This window comes from Pseudomonas sp. M30-35 (assembly GCF_002163625.1).
GTDB lineage: Bacteria > Pseudomonadota > Gammaproteobacteria > Pseudomonadales > Pseudomonadaceae > Aquipseudomonas.
In genome coordinates this window covers 4,026,105-4,044,664 of the sequence record NZ_CP020892.1, presented here as the reverse complement: position 1 = coordinate 4,044,664, position 18,560 = coordinate 4,026,105, and the positions used below count along the sequence as shown (strand labels likewise).

The window sequence follows — 18,560 nt, the reverse complement described above, 5'->3', positions numbered from 1 at the left end:
AAACAGACGAAAAATGCTCATTTAGAACACCTAAAGTCGAGCGCGACCCCGGTCACTTTTCGTCTGTTAAGGCCTTGTCTAGCCTTCGCTCGTGACGTTCTCACACTGCCTGCGGAGAGGGGCTTTTTAATATGAGTCAGCCAGCGTTACAGGCTTGCGGCGCCGAAGGTGTCGCAGTTGCCCAGCTTGCCGCTGTCAAACCCGGCTTTGAACCAACGCATACGCTGAGCCGAGGTGCCGTGGGTGAACGAGTCGGGCATCACTTGGCCGCGAGTCTGTTTCTGTAAGCGGTCATCACCAATTGCATTGGCCGCGTTCAAGGCTTCTTCCAGGTCGCCAGGCTCCAGCCAGTTAAGGCGTCGTTGGGCGCTGTTTGCCCAAACCCCAGCGAGGCAGTCTGCCTGCAGTTCTTGGCGGACCAGCAAGCCATTGCTGCCTTCCATGCGTTGTCCGGCTTTGCGGGCTGCATCCACTTTTGCTGACACGCCGAGCAACGTCTGTACGTGGTGGCCGACCTCATGGGCAATGACGTAAGCCTGGGCGAAGTCACCGGCAGCACCGAAACGTTGTTCGAGTTCTTGGAAAAACGACAAATCGAGGTAGACCTGTCGGTCGCCCGGGCAATAGAACGGCCCTACTGCTGCGTCTGCAAAGCCGCAGGCTGAGTTAACCCCACCACTGAATAGCACCAGTTTCGGGTCCTGGTATTGGCGATTGGCGCTGCTGAATATTTCGCGCCAGGTGTCTTCTGTATCGCCAAGAATCGAGCGCACAAACTCAGACTGCTGGTCGTTGGCAACCGGATTGCTGCTTTGTGATTGCGAGGTTGGAGCACTGCTTTGCGTGGCTTGGCCTGCAATATTGCCCAGGATCTGGAGCGGGTCTTGGCCCATCAATAATCCGACCACGACGATTACGGCAATCCCGCCGAGGCTCAAACCACGGCCGCCACCGAATCGTCTGCCGCCGCCACTGCCGCGCGCATCCACTACGTTGTCACTGCGTCGCCCTTTGCTCCAGCGCATTGCTCGATTCCCTTTGATGATGCTGTTAATCAGTGTTGCTCAGTATAAGCCAGGCGCCAGTCCAGTCGTCAGTCAGAGTTGATTATGAGTAATGCTGGGCTTGCGCTCAGATGACGCCTAAGCTGGCAGTTATAAACAGCTTAAAAGGAATAGGCGATGTTGCTGGCAAGAGTGGTATTGACGATACAGATCATCATTTTGTTTGGCCTTGGATTGGCCTATTTCGTTAGCCCGCACCAAATGGCCAACTTATCAGGCATGTTGTTGCTGGAGTCAGCCGCGGTGACCGATGTACGCGCCTATTACGGCGGCACGCAAATTGGTTTGGCCGCGTTTCTCGGGCTGTCGCTGACGCGTATTGATCTAACCCGCAGCGCGTTGACTTTGCTGGTGCTGATTTACAGCACATTGGCCGTCGCCAGGCTTGGTGGCTTGTGGCTCGATGGCGGCTCCGGGCAAACCTTTAATCTCTATGCCTTACTGGCTGAAGTTGTCAGTGCCGGGCTGAGCTTCTGGGCATTGCGCAGCCTCAACCGAGGCTAGCTGCCTGACTTGATCGCGCGTACAAAAAAGGCCCCTCAAACAGAGCTTGAGGGGCCTTTGAGCCAGCTGCAGTTACTTACGCACCAGCAACACACCCGATTCCATGTGGTGGGTGTACGGGAACTGGTCGAATACCGCGCAGCGCTCAACGCGATGAGTATCGCTAAGCTGCTCAATGTTCTCTGCCAGCGTCTGCGGATTGCAGGATATATACAGAATGCGCTCGAAGCGCCGGCACAATTCGCAGGTGTCCGGGTCCATGCCTGCACGTGGCGGGTCAACAAACACCGTGCCGAATTCATAGCTCTTGAGGTCGATGCCTGCCAAGCGGCGGAATGGGCGCACCTCATTCAGTGCTTCGGTGAGCTCCTCGGCGGACAAACGCACCAAGGTGACGTTATCAACCTTGTTGTCGGCCAGATTTGCCAGCGCTGCGTAGACCGAAGACTTACTGATCTCAGTGGCCAGCACTTTACGCACACGGGTGGCCAGCGGCAGGGTGAAGTTACCGTTGCCACAATACAGCTCAAGCAAGTCGTCCTGACGTTCGCCCAGTGCTGCAAAGGCCCAGTTGAGCATCTTCTGGTTGACCGTGCCGTTAGGCTGGGTGAATGCGCCTTCAGGCTGACGATAACTAAAAGTGCGCCCGTTCACTTGCAACTCTTCGATCACATGGTCGCGACCAATCACCAGACGCTGACCCCGTGAGCGGCCGATCAGGCTGATGCCCAGTTCGTTGGCAAGCTGTTGCGCAGCGTCTTGCCAGTGCTGGTCAAGTGGGCGGTGATAACACAAGGTGAGCAACGCATCGCCAGCCAGCGTCGTCAAAAATTCAGCCTGAAACAGCTTGAAGTTCAGTGCCTCACTGGCTTGCCAAGCTGCTTTAACGCGCGGCATCAAATCATTGATACGCTCGCTGGCAATCGGGAAGTCATCAATCAGGATCGGTGTGCGCTTGTCACCTGCGGCAAACATTGCATAAAAACGCTCATTGCCTTCACGCCACAAACGGAATTCGGCGCGTAAGCGGTAATGTTCACGCGGCGAGTCGAACACCTCTGGTGCAGGCGCTTCGAACGGTGCGAGCAGATTGATCAAGCGTTGCTTTTTTTCTTCCAGCTGAGCGTCGTAGCTGGCTAGGTCGAATTGTGGCGCACTCATGGGTAACTCTTCAGCGTGGTCAGAAAGCTGCAGGTTAGCCCACAGCGGTTAACAAAGTCTTAGGCGTTAAACCAAGCGAACTTCATCACAAACAAGATAGCGAGGATCACCAGCGCCGGGTTAAGTTCTTTCCCGCGACCCGCCAGCAACTTGATAGCTGCCCACGTGATAAAGCCGAAGGCAATCCCGTTGGCGATAGAGAAGGTCAATGGCATCGCCAATGCAGTGACCACTACCGGCGCTGCAAGGGTGATGTCACTCCAGTCGATCTCAGCCAGGCCTGCCGTCATCAATACCGCGACAAACAACAGCGCAGGTGCCGTGGCGAAGGCCGGAACACTGCCTGCCAGTGGTGAGAAAAACAGCGCCAACAGGAACAGGATCGCGACCACAACTGCGGTCAAACCGGTGCGTCCGCCAGCGGTGACGCCTGCGGCTGACTCGATATAGCTGGTGGTGGTTGAAGTGCCCAGCAGCGAGCCGACCATCGCAGCGCTGCTGTCGGCAATCAGTGCGCGGCCCATTTTCGGCATATAACCGTCGGCGCGCATCAGTCCTGCCTTTTTAGCAACGGCAATCAAGGTGCCGGAGTTATCGAACAGGTCAACGAAGAGGAAGGCGAATACCACGCTGACCAGGCCAATATCCAGTGCGCCCATGATGTCCAGTTGCATAAACGTCGGTGCCAGCGATGGCGGCATCGATACCACACCAGCGAATTGTGAAACACCCAAGGCAATACCGAGGCCTGTGGTAAGCAAAATCCCGATCAACACTGCGCCGGTAACCTTGCGCGCTTCAAGCGCAACGATCACGAAAAAGCCGAGGATCGCCAGCAGTGGTTCAGGCTTGGACAAGTCGCCCAAGCCAACCAGCGTTGCCGGGTTGGACACAACGATGCCCGATTCTTTCAGGGCGATTAGTGCGAGGAATAAACCAATCCCCGCAGCAATCGCTGAGCGCAGTTCCAGCGGGATGCTGTTGATGATCCATTCACGAATCTTGAAGATCGACAACAGAAAGAACATGCACGCCGAGAGGAACACTGCACCCAGCGCGACTTGCCAGGTGTGGCCCATATGCAGGACTACGGTGTAGGTAAAGAAGGCGTTGAGACCCATGCCCGGAGCAAGCGCGATTGGGTAGTTGGCGATAAAACCCATGATCGCCGAGCCGATTGCTGCGGCTAAACAGGTGGCGACAAAGATCGCGCCTTTGTCCATCCCCGTTTCACCAAGGATGCTCGGGTTGACGAACAGGATGTACGCCATCGTCAGGAAGGTGGTCAGACCGGCCAGCATCTCTGTACGGATGGTGGTGTTGTGCGCTTTAAGTTGGAACAGTCTTTCCAGCATGCGGGGGTCCCCGTGACGCTAAATGCGCCGAAAGTGGTCTGATCGATAGCAAAGCACATCCATCCCTGAATGAACTTCATCACTGGCTATTCTGAAAAAGGCGCGCATCATACCAGTAAGGCCGGTGCCGGTGAATTTATGACCCGACAGAGGGTTTGGGTGCTGTTCGGACGAGGATCAATCGCCGAGTCACCGCAGCCATGCCAGTGTCTTAAACGCTGGCGCTGGCTTTCTTGACTGCGGCCAACTCGTGCTCGGTCTGTTCTAACGTATCGCGCTGCGCCAGGGTCGGGAACAGTTTGATCCAAGTACCTGTCACCAACAGCGTGCCGACACCACCCATGACCACGGCGGGCACAGTGCCGAACCAGTGTGCGGTGAGCCCAGACTCGAACTCCCCGAGCTGGTTGGATGCACCAATAAACAAGCCATTCACCGCGCTGACCCGGCCACGCATGGCATCAGGTGTTTGCAGTTGCACGAAGGCCCCACGGATAACCATGCTGATCATGTCAGCGGCGCCGAGCACTACCAGCACCACCATGCTGAACCAGAAAGAGGTCGATAGACCAAAGGCGATGGTTGCCACGCCAAAAATCGCCACTGCGGTGAACATGGTCCGACCGACCTGACGGTTGATCGGGAAGCGCGCCAGCCAGAAGGACATTAACAACGCACCCACCGCGGGCGCTGAACGCAGCAGGCCAAGTCCCCATGGGCCAGTCATCAGGATGTCTTTGGCAAAGACTGGGAGCAGCGCAGTGGCGCCGCCGAGCAGCACCGCAAACAGGTCAAGGGAGATTGCGCCGAACACATCGGGCCGGCTACGAATAAAACGAATGCCCGCGAGCAGATTGTTCAGCGATGCTTTTTCCTTGCTCTGCTGCGCGGGGTGTTTCGGCAGGCTGAGCATCAATCCGCACGCCAGCACATACAGAATCGCGGTGGGCACGTAGACCCAGACACTGCCGAAGGCAAACAGAAAGCCACCCAATGCGGGCGCGACTATGGTTGCGGTTTGCATGGCCGATGCTGATGCCGCAACCGCTGCCGGAAACAATGCAGGAGGCACCAGGCGTGGCAACAGTGCCTGCGTGGCGGGCATTTCAAAGGCACGAGCCGCGCCCAAACTAAACGCCAGCAGGAAAATCATCTCGCGACTGATTTCACCGCTGTAGCTGCTGATCACCAGTGCCAAGGCGATCAGCGCCTGTGCTGTCTGGCAAATGGCGGCAATGCGTGCCCGGTTGTAGCGATCGGCAACATGGCCGGTATGCAACATGAACAGCACGCGCGGCAAGAATTCGGCTAAGCCGACCAAACCAAGATCAAGAACACTGCCGGTGAGCTGGTAGATATGCCAACCGATTGCCACAGTAAGCATCTGAAAGCCGCTGGCGGTTGCAACGCGGGCAAGCCAGAACGCGATAAATGGGCGGTGGTGGCGCAGCAGGGTTGGCGTGGTGTTCGACATAACAGCGTCTGCTCGGGCGTGTGCGGGCGCAAAGTCTAACTGAAACAAAATATTTCGGCTGCCCGTTAGCACTATAATGGGTGGTTGCTTCGGGTAAATAACTCAGGCCAGCCAGCAGTGCTGAGTCCTGATAAAGTGGCACGCTTGGTGAGGTGATGGAGCTAAAAATGCAACATCTTGATTTACTGGTGATTCGTCAGGCTTTGCAATGGTCACTGGGCGGTCAGCGCGTTTGGTTGTGTACGGTATTGTTTACCTATGGCTCAGCTCCCAGAGCTCCTGGTTCTTTATTGGTCGTCAACGAACAGGGCGGCTGGTTGGGCTCGCTGTCTGGTGGCTGTGTAGAGGATGATTTTCTCCAGCGTGTCAGCGAAGGCGCGTTTCCTGAGCCCGTAACCCTGGTGCGTTATGGCGACGGTACAGACAGTTACTCGAATGTCAGCCTGCCCTGCGGCGGTGTACTTGAGGTGTTGGTTGAAAACCTGATGCCCAGCTGTGACGTGCAGGCGCATTTGCGTGAGTTGGAAAGCGCCTTGCTTGGGCAGCGCCGGTTGTTGCGTTCGGTCACCGTGCCGCACGGTGCGTGGCAGTTGATTGCAGATGTCGAACAGGGACCGCGAGTGCGCCGCGACTTGGATACATTGCACATTCGGATTGGCGCTGCACAACGCCTGCTCCTGGCGGGCTATTCCAGCGTTGCTCATATCTGCGCCGAGTTTGGCAAAACGCTTGGTTTTGAGGTGGTGCTCTGTGACCCGCGAGATGAAGTGCTTGAAGGCGTTGAGCTACCGGGCGTCGAGATCCGTCGTGAGTTGCCATCAATGGTTATCGCCGCCGGTGGTTGCCATGCGGACACTGCGGTTGTGGCGCTGACCCACGACCCGCGAATTGATGATCTGGCCATGATTGAAGCGGTGCGCACCGAGGCATTTTATATCGGCGTGATGGGGTCCCAACAAACCACCAACAAGCGCTTTGAGCGCCTGTTGCGTTCCGGGGGGCTGTGTGAGGCTGACCTGGCGCGTATACAAGCACCGATTGGTCTCAATATTGGCAGCAAAACACCCGCGGAAATTGCTCTGGCTGTGCTTGCTGACATCGTCCGCCAGCGCAATGGCATTGCCAAGGCGCAGCTCTGAACAGCGCCGCAAGCGGTGTCATCGCGGTCGTTCTGGCTGCTGGGCGAGGGCGGCGTTTTGGTAGTGATAAGCGCATCGCGCAACTCAGCGATGGCCAAGGCTTACTGGCAGCCACTGTCGCCCGCGCTCAGCGCCACTTTGCGCAGGTTTATGTGGTCCTGCGTGAGGGCGATGACCCGCAGGCGCTTGGTCTCACAAGCCAAACCCATCTTGTGCGCTGCGCAGATGCCGATCAGGGCGTGGGCAATAGTTTGGCCGCAGCGATTGCTCAGGTTGCGACCATCCACAGCCAGGCGCGTGCGGTTGCAGTATTGTTGGGCGATATGCCTTGGCTGGCTGACCTGACACTGCAACAGTTGGTGCACGCGGCTGACAGCTCGCGGATTGTGTTCCCGGTGTATAACGGTGAACGTGGTCATCCGGTCATATTCGGTCGGCAGTATTGGTCGCAACTTCAGTCTCTAAAGGGCGATCAAGGTGCCAGGGCGATACTGCAGGAACATGCCCATTCCTGCATTCCGCTAGAGGTTGAGGATGCTGCGATCCTGCTTGATGTTGATCATCCAGACGCGATTCGTTGAAACCCGAGGGTCATCGCGACAATGGGCCACAGCGGTTAATTCTGAGTAAGCAGCTATCCTTGATCCTGAGTGAGCAGCTTTGTGTTTGCAGTGCATTGATATGGGTCAGTGCTTCTGCGTCTAGTTTATGTTTATAGTGCGCTGTTATCGAATAACACTTTAACGTCCAAGGCTTGGTTGGGCGTGTAGTTTGCGCGCAAAAAATAGTGAAGGAACGCACCCAGTATCACTCTAATTACTAAACATAATAACGCTGGCCTCATTTGATGGTCAGAGTCTTGAGAGTATCTGGCAGGCTTCGAATGATTCGAGGTTTTGTATAACCTGATTGAGGACGCGCCATGTTCGGCTTAGAGGCATTGGATTTAGCCCGAATCCAGTTTGCTTTCACCATTTCGTTTCACATCATTTTTCCCGCGATTACTATTGGTTTGGCCAGCTATTTGGCCGTTCTCGAAGGCCTGTGGTTGAAAAGCGGCAAAAGTGTCTACATGGATTTGTATCACTTTTGGTCGAAAATATTTGCCGTTAACTTTGGTATGGGTGTGGTTTCAGGCTTGGTGATGGCCTACCAGTTTGGTACCAACTGGAGCGCCTTCTCAGACTTTGCTGGCGCCGTCACCGGCCCCTTGCTGACGTACGAGGTGCTCACCGCATTCTTCCTCGAAGCGGGCTTTCTCGGGGTCATGCTGTTCGGCTTGAATCGCGTCGGGCCGGGCTTACACTTCTTCTCTACGGTGATGGTGGCCATCGGCACACTGATCTCGACGTTTTGGATTCTCGCCTCCAACAGCTGGATGCAGACGCCGCAAGGCTTCGAAATTGTTGATGGTCGGGTGATCCCTGTCGACTGGTTCGCGGTGGTCTTCAACCCTTCGTTCCCTTATCGCCTGATGCACATGGCAACTGCTGCGTTCCTGGCCACTGCTTTCTTTGTCGGCGCATCTGCTGCCTGGCATCTGCTGCGCGGGCGTGACAGTCCAGCTATACGCAAAATGCTTTCGATGGCCATGTGGATGGCACTGATTGTGGCGCCGATTCAGGCGGTCATTGGCGATGCTCACGGCCTCAATACGTTGGAGCATCAACCCGCAAAAATTGCCGCAATTGAGGGGCATTGGGAAAATAAACCCGGTGAAGCCACACCATTGATTCTGTTTGGCTGGCCGGACATGGAACGGGAAGAAACCCGCTTCAAAGTCGAAATCCCCAAACTCGGCAGCTTGATTCTGACCCACAGCCTCGACAAACAAGTGCCCGCGCTTAAAGAGTTTCCGAAAGAAGACCGGCCTAACTCGACCGTGGTGTTCTGGAGCTTCCGGGTTATGGTCGGCATTGGCATGTTGATGATAATGATGGGCGGCTGGGCGTTGTTGCTGCGTCCGCGGGGCCGGCTCTATGAAAATCGCGCGTTCCTGCACATGGCCTTGTGGATGGGGCCTTCGGGTCTGATTGCGATTCTGGCGGGCTGGTTTACCACTGAAATTGGCCGTCAACCTTGGGTTGTTTACGGGCTGATGCGCACCGCAGATGCTGTTTCAAATCACACGGTTGTACAAATGAGCGTGACCTTGGTGCTGTTTGTCGTGGTTTATTTCGCGCTGTTTGGTGCGGGGCTCGGCTATATGTTGCGACTGGTGCGCAAAGGGCCAGTGGCTGTTGAGGGCACTAACCATCAAGAGGGTGGCCCAGGCCAGAAACGCACGCCGTCACGGCCGTTGTCAGCTGCTCCGGACGATGAATACGACACTCAGACTGAAAGGAGCTGAACATGGTCGGCATAGATCTCTCGCTTATCTGGGCTGTGCTCATCGCTTTCGGTGTGATGATGTACGTAATCATGGACGGATTCGATCTGGGGATCGGTATCCTGTTCCCGTTCGTCAGGGATGAAGGCGAGCGCGACCTGATGATGAATTCGGTTGCCCCCGTTTGGGACGGCAATGAAACCTGGTTAGTGTTTGGTGGCGCGGCCTTATTTGGTGCCTTCCCACTGGCTTATGCAGTAGTGCTTGATGCGCTCTATCTGCCGTTGATATTCATGCTGCTTGGCTTGATTTTTCGGGGTGTTGCGTTTGAGTTTCGCTTCAAAGCTAAAGCCCACAAACGACACATCTGGGATAAGGCATTCATTGGCGGCTCAATTACCGCGACCTTCTTTCAGGGCGTGGCGCTTGGGGCTTATATCGACGGCATCGAAGTGGTTGACCGGGTTTATGCGGGCAGTCCATTGGAGTGGCTAAAACCCTTCGCGCTGTTTTGCGGGCTTGCTTTGGTTGCAGCCTATGCGCTGCTCGGTTGCACATGGCTGATCATGAAAACCGATGGACGCCTGCAAGAGCAAATGCATAACTTGGCCAAGCCACTGATTCTTGTGGTCCTGGCGGTTACAGGTGTTGTCAGCCTGTGGACACCATTGGCCCATGCGGAGATTGCCGAGCGCTGGTTCAGCCTGCCAAACCTGTTCTGGTTCTTGCCAGTGCCGTTGCTGGTCATGCTTTGCACGTGGGCGCTGTGGCGCGCGGTGGAAAAACGGCAACATTACGCGCCATTTTTGCTGACCCTCGGCCTGATCTTTTTGGGCTACAGCGGCTTAGGCATCAGCCTGTGGCCGAACATCATTCCGCCAAGCGTGACCATCTGGGAAGCAGCGTCGCCGCCGCAAAGCCAGGCGTTTATCCTGGTTGGGGCGTTGTTTATCGTCCCATTCATTCTGATGTACACCGCGTGGAGCTACTACGTGTTCCGCGGCAAGATGAGCCATGACCATGGCTACCACTGAGGAGCGCAGCATGACTAGCTCGCAGCAGAAGAAACCGTTGTATCAGCGCATTGGCTGGCTGGTGGCTATCTGGGCGGGCAGCGTGCTGGCTCTGGGTGTTGTGTCATTGCTGCTACGCTGGTTTATGAGCGCAGCAGGCATGACCAGTTAAGTCGCCGCTGTAGGGTGTGGCAACGCGTAGCTTACCCACCGGTTCATGGTTGATGGCTTGATGCTCTGCGGCGTTTGAATGGTGGACGAAAAAAGCGTCGTCCACCCTACAGTTGTGGTTTGTAGGGTGTGGCAACGCGTAGCTTGCCCACCGGTTCATGGTTGATGACTTGACGCTCTGCGGCGTTTGAGTGGTGGACGAAAAAAGCGTCGTCCACCCTAAAGTTGTGGTTTGTAGGATGTGGCAACGCGTAGCTTGCCCACCGGTTCATGGTTGATGGCTTGATGCTCTGCGGCGTTTGAATGGTGGACGAAAAAAGCGTTGTCCACCCTACAGTTGCGGTTTGTAGGGTGTGGCAACGCGTAGCTTGCCCACCGGTTCATGGTTGATGGCTTGACGCTCTGCGGCGTTTGAATGGTGGACGGACAAGCGCCGTCCTCTCTACAGCAGCTTCGATAGAAACTGCTCCAGTCGCGGGTGCTTGGTGCTGCTGAAGATGTTGTCTGGCGTGTCGCTGACCAACAACTCACCGTCCTCCATAAACAGTACGCGGTCAGCCACTTCGCGGGCAAAGCCCATTTCGTGGGTAACCACCACCATGGTCATTCCTTCATGGGCCAGTCTTTTCATCACATCAAGTACTTCGCCGACCATTTCCGGGTCGAGCGCTGATGTTGGCTCATCAAACAGCATGACATCGGGGTTCATTGCCAGCGCGCGGGCAATGGCGACTCGTTGCTGTTGGCCACCCGAGAGTTGCGCCGGGTAAACGTTCAGTTTGTCACCTAAACCCACATGCTTAAGCAGTTGTTCGGCGTCTTGCTCTGCCTTCTTTGGCTCACGTTTGGCGACCTTGATCGGAGCCAGCATGACATTGCCTTTAACTGTTTTGTGCGGGAACAGGTTGAACGACTGAAACACCATGCCTACGCGTTCGCGCAGCTTATTGATGTTGGTGCCGGGGGCATACATGTTGATGCCGTCGATGATGATCTGCCCGTTGTTGATCTGCTCAAGCTGGTTAAGTGCGCGTAGGAACGTCGACTTACCGGAGCCAGATGGACCAATGATTACAACCACTTCACCACGCGCAATGGTCGCGCTGACGTTTTTAAGGGCATGGCAGCCATTGGCGAAAATTTTATTTACTTGGGTGGCAACGATCATGTCTTTGCCGGTATAGGCTTCAGTCACTGGCGGCTAACCTCTTTTCAATATGGCGAACACCCCACGACAGCAGCGTCGTCAGAATCAGGTACAGGCCGGCAACGGTGATCCACACTTCGAATGTCGCGAAATTTCCGCTGATAGCCTCGCGTCCAGCTTTGGTCAGGTCGGTAATCGCAATCACCGAAACCAGTGAGGAGTCCTTGATCAGGTTGATCAACTGGCCCGCCATTGGCGGTAGTGTGCGCTTGAATGCTTGCGGCAAAATAACGTGAGTCATCGCCTTGGGGTAAGACATGCCTAGCGAGCGTGCAGCTTCCATTTGTCCGGGTGAGATCGACTGGATGCCAGAGCGTACGATTTCAGCAATGTAGGCACCGGTAAAGATCGACAGCGCCATGACCCCCGCAGAGAAGCGGTCAAGGTCGAGCATGGTGCCGATAAAGAAGTACATGATAAATATCTGTACCAGCAGCGGCGTGCCGCGAATCAAACCGATGTAGGCAAATGCCAGGTTCTGACAGGCCGGATTGCTGGAAATTCGCATCAAACCAGCGGCTAAGCCGAGCAGGGTGGCGAAGAACAGTGAAATCACCGATATCTTCAGGGTTACCCACAAGCCATGGAGTAGCGGGCCAGCACGCCATTGCACGGTGCGTGCGACTACATCGCCCTCAAAGATCAAGTCGCCTTGGGTTGCAACGGTCTGATCATACGCTTTGAATACCTGAGTTTTGCCACCGTCATCCAAGGTGAGGGTGATTGCATCTTGAGTGACATCAGTGATGGTGCCATTACCGCTGGCGCGAAGATCGAGCGGTGCGGTGTTGACGATGTAAGGCAGGACACGGGCCCATTGCCAGCTGTAGTTGATCTGCTTCGAGGCCATGTACAGCGTGCCCATTAGGCCCGCGATGATAAGTACTGATAAGCCGTGCCAAAGCCAGCGTCGGGGACTGGTCAACAAAGTGACCTCCTGAAAATTTAGGTTTTACGGTAACGCGCGAGGCAAGTGGAAATCAGGCCAGAGGGTAAGTCTGGCCTGATGGGTTTACTGAACCTGGTCGAGCCAGGCGTCGCTTTCGAACCACTTGGCGTAGAGACGATCGTAGGTGCCTTCACCCTTGATCTGACGCAGGAAGTTGTTCAGCACGTTGAGCATTTCCGGGTCGCCTTGAGCGACAGCCCAGCCCAGCGGCTCATAGGTGAATGGCTCGCTCAGGTGAACGATCTTGTCTTTGTTCTGCGCAAAGTAGATTGCGTTGAATGGCAGGTCGTAGATGAATGCATCCGCTTTGCCGTTGGTGACTTCAAGCACTGCGTCAGACTGGGTTTCAAAGACATTGATCTTGGCTTTGCTCAGCAGGCGCTTGACCGATTGCTCACCGGTGGTGCCGAGTTTGGTGGTGATGGTGTATTGCGGATCATTGAGGTCTTTGTAGTCTTTGATTTTACCCTTGAGCTTAGGGTTCAGCAGAATGCTCTGGCCGATCACGATATACGGATCAGCGAAATTCACACGCATGTTGCGCTGGGTGTTGATGGTCATGCCGCCGTTGATCATGTGGCACTTGCCCGTCAGCAGGGTTGGAATGATGCCATCCCATGCTGTGTTGACCGGGACGTATTTAACCCCCATTTGCTTGGCAAGCAGTTTGCCCATGTCAATATCAAAGCCGATAAATTGGCCCGACTTGCTCTTCATTTCGAAAGGCATGTAGCCCGCATCGAAACAAATTTTAAGCTCCCCTGATTTAACAATATCATCAAGAACTGGACCCGCTTGAGCTGTGATTGAAGCGCCTAGCAGGCTGGCGCTAATCGCCAAGCCGGTAAAAAATTTTCTCATGTGAGAGTCCTTATTATTTTGAGCGCATTATTGCGTTCTTATTTGTTGGCATCGGCCTTTTGTAAAGGCCCTTTGTTATAACAGGTTAAGCCTTGAATGAAAAAGTCCGGAGCAGGTAGCTGGTCGCTTAGAGGGAAGTCGGTCGTTATCAGCTACTTGATGGCTTTGAGGATGACAAATTTAGGGTTAGACGCCACTTGTTCGACGCCACGAAACAGGCGCTTGAGCTTTTGGTGGTAGCCCAAGTGGCGATTACCGACAATCCATAATTCACCGCCGGTGACCAGCGCGCTATGTGCTTGTTGGAACATGCGCCAGGCGAGAAAATCGCCAACCACCTGCTGCTGGTGAAAGGGTGGGTTGCACAGCACCAGATCCAATGAGTCAGCCGCTTGCTCAGCCAGACCGTCGCCTGCGCGGATATCTGCAGGGCGTTCACCTAGCGCTGCCCGCCAGTTGTCACGTGCGGATTGCACCGCCATGTAGGACTCATCAACCAATGTCAGTTGCGCCTCAGGGCTGTTCAGCGCATAGCAAATTGCCAGAACGCCGTTGCCGCACCCCACGTCTGCCACGCGCATCGGGACTTGATGTTTAGGCAGGTGCGGTAAGAACGCCCGAGTGCCAATGTCGAGGCCTTCGCGACAGAAAACGTTGGCATGATTAATCAGGCTGAGCCTCGGTTTTTCCAAGGTATAGCGGCTCGGGTAGGGAGAGACTGGCTGCGGTTTTTGTTCCGGCGATGCAATCAGAAGGCGCGCCTTTTTGACAGCCAGAGAAGCCTGAACCGGGCCGATGTATTTTTCCAGCAGGTCACCCGCGGCGCGCGGTAAATGTTTAACCATACCCGCAGCTACAACCTGAGCCCCCGGTGCTAACTGGCCATGTAGACGAATCAGTTGCTCTTCAAGTAAGGCCAGTGTCTTGGGGATGCGGATAAGTACGCGATCAAACGGTCCTTGGACTGTCTGTTCAGCCGGTACGAAGTTGACGGCGTCTGCGGCCAATTGATTACGCCGCAGGTTGATCTGTAGCGCCATGTGCCCCAGGTGCGAGTCTGAACTGCTGATAATCTCCATCGGCGTTTGTTCAACGGCTGCCAGCGCGCAGGCGAGGGCACCAAAGTTGTCGTTGAGAATCAACACGCGCAGGCCAGCAGTAATGCCTTGCTCGGCAAACTGGTTAAGCAGGTATTCGTCTGCGGCATCAAAGGCCTGCAGGGTTTCGTGTGACTGTTCAGGCTGGCGGATTAGCTCCAACTCAGCAAAAGGCGTAACAAATATAGGCATATAAGCTGCTGGTTTTTATCAACGGAAAAGTGCGCGACACTGCAGTCTCATGAGCCGAGCGGTTAGAGCGCTATAGCTTAGCTGTTTTAGCCTGATCACCGTGCAGCAATAGTGCCTGGTATTTGCTCGAGCCCAACCACTGACTCACTTAGGGAGTCCTATGAGCGCTAGTGATGAGAAGTTTACCCGGCAAACCCTTAGCGATGTACGTGTCTGGTCGCCAACTTTATTCAGCTTGCGCTGCTCACGGGATCAGGGGTTTAGATTTCGTGCTGGGCAATTCGCCCGTTTAGGGGTCAACAAGCCAGATGGCAGTGTTGTCTGGCGAGCGTATTCGATGGTTTCAGCGCCGCACGACGAGTTTCTCGAGTTCTTCTCAATCGTCGTGCCAGACGGTGAGTTCACCAGTGAACTGAGTCGTTTGTCCGTTGGCGATACGCTGCTTGTGGATAAACAAGCCTTTGGCTTTCTGACGCTTGATCGGTTTATTGATGGTCGCGATCTGTGGTTGGTCGCCAGCGGCACGGGCTTGGCTCCGTTCCTGTCGATATTACAAGACCTTGAAGTGTGGCAGCGCTTTGAGCGGATCATTCTGGTTTACAGCGCCCGCACAGCTCAGGAGTTGGCCTATCAAGAGTTGATCAAACAACTCAGCACCCTCGAACATCTTGCTGAACATGCACACAAGTTGGTGTATGTGCCGGTGGTCACGCGTGAGCCGCTTGCAGGCTGCCTCAATCAACGTATCACCGTATTGCTTGAGAATGGCGAGTTGGAGCGTGCTGCCGGGGTGGCGATGGATGCCGAAAACTCACGGGTGATGCTCTGCGGCAACCCACAGATGATTGATGATCTGCGCCAGCTGTTGAAACAACGCGACATGCAGCTAAGTCTTACCCGCAGGCCAGGCCAAGTAGCCGTGGAGAATTATTGGTAGGGTGCGACAACGCGAAGCTTGTCCACCAAGGTGGCGAATAGTTTGAGTATTCAGGTTGCCGCTGGCGGACGAAAAAAGCGTCGTCCACCCTACGGGTTGAGGCGACTCAGGTAGGGTGCGACAAGGCGAAGCTTGTCCACCAAGGTGGCGAATAGTTTGAGTATTCAGGTTGCCGCTGGCGGACGAAAAAAGCGTCGTCCGCCATTCGGTTCAACTAGGCTTGGCGTGATCACGCCAAGCTGTCTAGCAGGCGAGCGCGATGGCTTATTCGGCCTTACTTTTAAGCAGGTCGCGGATCTCAGCCAGTAATACTTGTTCCTGAGTTGGTGCAGGAGGCGCGGCTGGGGCTGCTTCCTCTTTGCGCTTGAGGCTGTTCATGACTTTGATCGCCATGAAAATAGCGAATGCCACGATTAGAAAGTCCACCAGCGTTTGGATGAACTTACCGTAATTCATGGTAACGGCTGGGAGATCACCCTGTGCCGCTTTGAGGATGATGACCAAGTCTGTGAAGTCGACACCGCCGATCAGCACACCTAAAGCAGGCATGATCAGATCGCCAACAAAGGATGCAACGATCTTACCGAACGCCGCGCCGATGATAATACCGACAGCCATGTCGACCACGTTGCCTTTAACGGCAAAAGCTTTGAATTCACTGATAATGCTCATGTTTCCAATCCTTGCGATGTCTGGTTGTCTGCTTATTCTAAACATTCAATTACATTTAGCCACTAGATAAGTCGGGGCCGTCAAAAGAGTGTCTGCTCGGCTCTATTAGTTGATTAGTGCTGAAAATTGACAATTTGGCTGTGAGGTTTTGCGCCTTGTTTAGACATGCGCTTGCAGGCAAGCAGAGCTGCTAGGCTCAACTAGTCTGAAGGTATATACATCAAGAGGGTGCAGACATGCCGCTGGAACATCATTCACTAAAGAACGAGTTTCCTCAATTCGCCAGCCAATTCAGCGCATTGGCGCAATCAAATAAGCGTTTTGCCCGGCTTGCCGAAGAGTACGAGGCATTGGATAAACGCATTTATGAAGTCGAAGACGGCCACAGCTCGATGGATGACCTGAACTTGCAAGGCCTGAAGATGCAGCGCGTGACGCTCAAAGATGAAATCTCCAACATGCTGACCAACAGTGAAGGTTAAGGCCTAGGAACGCTTTGGCACATGTTGGCAAATGAGGCATTTTCACGATATGTGGGTTGTCTCAGTTTCCTCAGGAAAGGCTATGATGGGCGCTTTGCTCTGAGGAAGTCTGCTGATGGCTAAGGCCAAACGCCTGTATGGCTGCACCGAATGCGGTGCCACGTTTCCCAAGTGGGCCGGTCAGTGCGGTGAGTGCAGCGCCTGGAATACCCTAGTCGAAACCATGCTTGAGGCGAATGCCGCTGCGCCTGGCGGGCGCAGTGGTTGGGCAGGCCAGCAGACACCGCTAAAAACCTTGGCTGAAGTCAGCGTTGAAGAGATGCCGCGATTCTCGACGGCATCCGGCGAACTGGACCGCGTGCTGGGCGGTGGCCTGGTCGATGGCTCAGTGGTGCTGATCGGCGGGGACCCTGGCATTGGTAAGTCGACCATTTTGCTGCAAACCCTGTGCAACATCGCTACGCGATTCCCCGCCTTGTACGTGACGGGGGAGGAGTCGCAGCAACAGGTTGCCATGCGTGCGCGGCGCTTGGGTTTGCCAGAAGACAAACTCAAGGTCATGACTGAAACCTGCATCGAAAGCATCATTGCCACGGCACGCCAGGAAAAGCCCAAGGTAATGGTGATCGACTCAATCCAGACCATCTTCACTGAGCAGTTACAATCCGCTCCTGGCGGCGTGGCGCAAGTACGCGAAAGCGCCGCTTTGCTGGTGCGCTATGCCAAGCAAAGCGGTACTGCAATCTTCCTGGTCGGCCATGTCACCAAAGAAGGGGCGCTGGCCGGGCCACGGGTGCTGGAGCACATGGTCGATACCGTGCTCTATTTCGAGGGCGAGTCAGACGGCCGCTTGCGTCTGTTGCGAGCGGTGAAGAACCGCTTTGGCGCGATCAACGAGCTCGGCGTGTTTGGCATGACTGACAAAGGCCTGAAAGAGGTGACCAATCCTTCAGCCATTTTCCTGACTCGGGCGCAGGAAGAAGTGCCTGGCAGCGTGGTCATGGCAACCTGGGAAGGCACACGGCCCATGCTGGTTGAGGTGCAGGCGCTGGTCGATACCAGCCACTTGGGCAACCCGCGGCGGGTGACGCTGGGGCTCGATCAGAACCGCTTAGCCATGCTGCTTGCGGTGTTGCATCGTCATGGCGGCATTCCAACTTATGATCAGGATGTTTTTCTGAACGTCGTCGGTGGGGTCAAGGTGCTGGAGACAGCATCAGACTTGGCGCTGATGGCTGCGGTTATTTCAAGCCTGCGTAATCGACCGTTAGCCAATGACTTGTTAGTGTTCGGTGAAGTGGGGTTATCCGGCGAAATTCGGCCGGTGCCAAGCGGTCAGGAACGCTTGAAGGAAGCCGCCAAGCATGGCTTTAAACGTGCCATTGTGCCCAAAGGCAACGCTCCGAAAGAATCCCCGGCGGGGCTTGAGGTGATTGCCGTCACGCGGCTTGAGCAAGCGCTGGATGCTTTGTTCGATTAACCGCGCCTGATTGAGTGGTTATTTCAGCGCGACTTAGTTTTCTTCGCCGAGCGCGCTGAGCTCACGTTCAAGTAGCGATTCATCACCCAGGTTCAGTTCGACCAGACGGCGCAGGTGGCTTATCGACTCCAGGTCAATGTGTTCACAAGCAAAGCCGAGTAGGCCGTCATCATCGCGGGTTTCAGTTACTTCCATGCGCACTTTGGCGACGTCGCTGAGGCTGATCTGCACGTCAAACAGTTGCTCCGGGTCTGCCTTCCAGTCAGCGGGGCGCTCGACCATCAGGCCTTTGAGTGAAACGTCATGCAGTTTCACGTCCCAACGCTGTGTGCCCTGGGATATCTCTGTCGGTGCATCAAAGGCGATCCGCTGAAAGCGTCTACGCTCTGTGTCTGTGCCGCTCATATTCAGCTCCTGATTTATGCTCTCAACACTATAGCCAAGCCGGCCGAGCTAAATATGTTTGTTTGCAT

The 18,560-nt window shown here is 55.2% G+C and carries 19 protein-coding genes; 9 read left to right on the top strand and 10 right to left on the bottom strand.

Annotated elements, in window-relative coordinates; translation table 11 throughout:
* Positions 1-146: 146 nt before the first annotated feature.
* Positions 147-1,025 carry a neutral zinc metallopeptidase gene (locus B9K09_RS18680; protein WP_087518230.1) on the bottom strand — a complete coding sequence of 293 codons (879 nt, stop codon included), beginning with the start codon at positions 1,023-1,025 and terminating at the stop codon, positions 147-149.
* 156 nt (positions 1,026-1,181) lie between these two features.
* On the opposite strand from B9K09_RS18680, the gene B9K09_RS18675 reads away from it, so the two are divergent.
* Positions 1,182-1,568: a DUF4345 domain-containing protein gene (locus B9K09_RS18675; protein ID WP_087518229.1), complete on the top strand. Its 387-nt coding sequence runs from the start codon at positions 1,182-1,184 to the stop codon at positions 1,566-1,568.
* Between the two features lie 72 nt (positions 1,569-1,640).
* Here the strand turns inward: B9K09_RS18675 and trmA are convergent, their stop codons facing one another.
* The 3 genes from trmA to B9K09_RS18660 form a co-directional block, all read right to left on the bottom strand.
* Entirely contained in the window at positions 1,641-2,729 is a 1,089-nt protein-coding gene (gene trmA, locus B9K09_RS18670) for a tRNA (uridine(54)-C5)-methyltransferase TrmA (protein WP_087518228.1), read from the bottom strand.
* Positions 2,730-2,788: 59 nt separating this feature from the next.
* Positions 2,789-4,084 carry an NCS2 family permease gene (locus tag B9K09_RS18665; RefSeq protein WP_087518227.1) on the bottom strand — a complete coding sequence of 432 codons (1,296 nt, stop codon included), beginning with the start codon at positions 4,082-4,084 and terminating at the stop codon, positions 2,789-2,791.
* Between the two features lie 211 nt (positions 4,085-4,295).
* Positions 4,296-5,558 (bottom strand): MFS transporter, encoded by a 1,263-nt coding sequence (locus B9K09_RS18660; protein WP_087518226.1) that lies wholly within the window; start codon positions 5,556-5,558, stop codon positions 4,296-4,298.
* Between the two features lie 167 nt (positions 5,559-5,725).
* Here B9K09_RS18660 and B9K09_RS18655 point away from each other — a divergent pair, with 167 nt between their 5' ends.
* The 5 genes from B9K09_RS18655 (at position 5,726) to B9K09_RS18635 (ending at position 10,211) form a co-directional block, all read left to right on the top strand.
* Complete coding sequence (locus B9K09_RS18655; protein ID WP_087518225.1) at positions 5,726-6,697, top strand: XdhC family protein; 972 nt, start codon at positions 5,726-5,728, stop codon at positions 6,695-6,697.
* Positions 6,694-7,278 carry a nucleotidyltransferase family protein gene (locus B9K09_RS18650; RefSeq protein ID WP_087518224.1) on the top strand — a complete coding sequence of 195 codons (585 nt, stop codon included), beginning with the start codon at positions 6,694-6,696 and terminating at the stop codon, positions 7,276-7,278. The genes B9K09_RS18655 and B9K09_RS18650 overlap by 4 nt, the downstream gene beginning before the upstream one ends.
* 341 nt (positions 7,279-7,619) lie before the next feature.
* Positions 7,620-9,047 carry a cytochrome ubiquinol oxidase subunit I gene (locus B9K09_RS18645; protein ID WP_087518223.1) on the top strand — a complete coding sequence of 476 codons (1,428 nt, stop codon included), beginning with the start codon at positions 7,620-7,622 and terminating at the stop codon, positions 9,045-9,047.
* Between the two features lie 2 nt (positions 9,048-9,049).
* Positions 9,050-10,060, top strand: coding sequence for a cytochrome d ubiquinol oxidase subunit II (cydB, locus tag B9K09_RS18640; RefSeq protein WP_087518222.1), 1,011 nt, complete (start codon positions 9,050-9,052; stop codon positions 10,058-10,060).
* Positions 10,061-10,070: 10 nt separating this feature from the next.
* Complete coding sequence (locus B9K09_RS18635; RefSeq protein ID WP_087519163.1) at positions 10,071-10,211, top strand: DUF2474 domain-containing protein; 141 nt, start codon at positions 10,071-10,073, stop codon at positions 10,209-10,211.
* 441 nt (positions 10,212-10,652) lie between these two features.
* Here B9K09_RS18635 and B9K09_RS18630 read toward each other — a convergent pair whose 3' ends face one another.
* From B9K09_RS18630 to B9K09_RS18615, 4 genes are all read right to left on the bottom strand, one after another.
* The gene (locus tag B9K09_RS18630) at positions 10,653-11,378 is read right to left on the bottom strand and encodes an amino acid ABC transporter ATP-binding protein (protein ID WP_087519162.1); all 726 of its coding nucleotides are present in this window, start codon (positions 11,376-11,378) and stop codon (positions 10,653-10,655) included.
* 19 nt (positions 11,379-11,397) lie between these two features.
* Positions 11,398-12,345 carry an amino acid ABC transporter permease gene (locus B9K09_RS18625; protein WP_087518221.1) on the bottom strand — a complete coding sequence of 316 codons (948 nt, stop codon included), beginning with the start codon at positions 12,343-12,345 and terminating at the stop codon, positions 11,398-11,400.
* 84 nt (positions 12,346-12,429) lie between these two features.
* The gene (locus B9K09_RS18620; protein WP_087518220.1) at positions 12,430-13,227 is read right to left on the bottom strand and encodes a transporter substrate-binding domain-containing protein; all 798 of its coding nucleotides are present in this window, start codon (positions 13,225-13,227) and stop codon (positions 12,430-12,432) included.
* Between the two features lie 152 nt (positions 13,228-13,379).
* Positions 13,380-14,516 (bottom strand): class I SAM-dependent methyltransferase, encoded by a 1,137-nt coding sequence (locus B9K09_RS18615; protein ID WP_087518219.1) that lies wholly within the window; start codon positions 14,514-14,516, stop codon positions 13,380-13,382.
* A 160-nt stretch (positions 14,517-14,676) separates the two neighbouring features.
* On the opposite strand from B9K09_RS18615, the gene B9K09_RS18610 reads away from it, so the two are divergent.
* Positions 14,677-15,453: a ferredoxin--NADP reductase gene (locus B9K09_RS18610; protein ID WP_087518218.1), complete on the top strand. Its 777-nt coding sequence runs from the start codon at positions 14,677-14,679 to the stop codon at positions 15,451-15,453.
* A 264-nt stretch (positions 15,454-15,717) separates the two neighbouring features.
* On the opposite strand, the gene mscL is transcribed toward B9K09_RS18610, so the two are convergent.
* Complete coding sequence (gene mscL, locus B9K09_RS18605) at positions 15,718-16,125, bottom strand: large-conductance mechanosensitive channel protein MscL (RefSeq protein ID WP_087518217.1); 408 nt, start codon at positions 16,123-16,125, stop codon at positions 15,718-15,720.
* A 236-nt stretch (positions 16,126-16,361) separates the two neighbouring features.
* Between mscL and B9K09_RS18600 the strand changes: the two genes are divergently transcribed.
* A complete protein-coding gene (locus tag B9K09_RS18600) occupies positions 16,362-16,607 on the top strand; it encodes a YdcH family protein (protein WP_087518216.1) in 246 nt (81 codons plus the stop codon).
* Between the two features lie 115 nt (positions 16,608-16,722).
* Positions 16,723-18,087: a DNA repair protein RadA gene (gene radA, locus B9K09_RS18595; protein ID WP_087518215.1), complete on the top strand. Its 1,365-nt coding sequence runs from the start codon at positions 16,723-16,725 to the stop codon at positions 18,085-18,087.
* Between the two features lie 33 nt (positions 18,088-18,120).
* Here the strand turns inward: radA and B9K09_RS18590 are convergent, their stop codons facing one another.
* Entirely contained in the window at positions 18,121-18,492 is a 372-nt protein-coding gene (locus tag B9K09_RS18590) for a PilZ domain-containing protein (protein WP_087518214.1), read from the bottom strand.
* Positions 18,493-18,560: the final 68 nt, after the last annotated feature.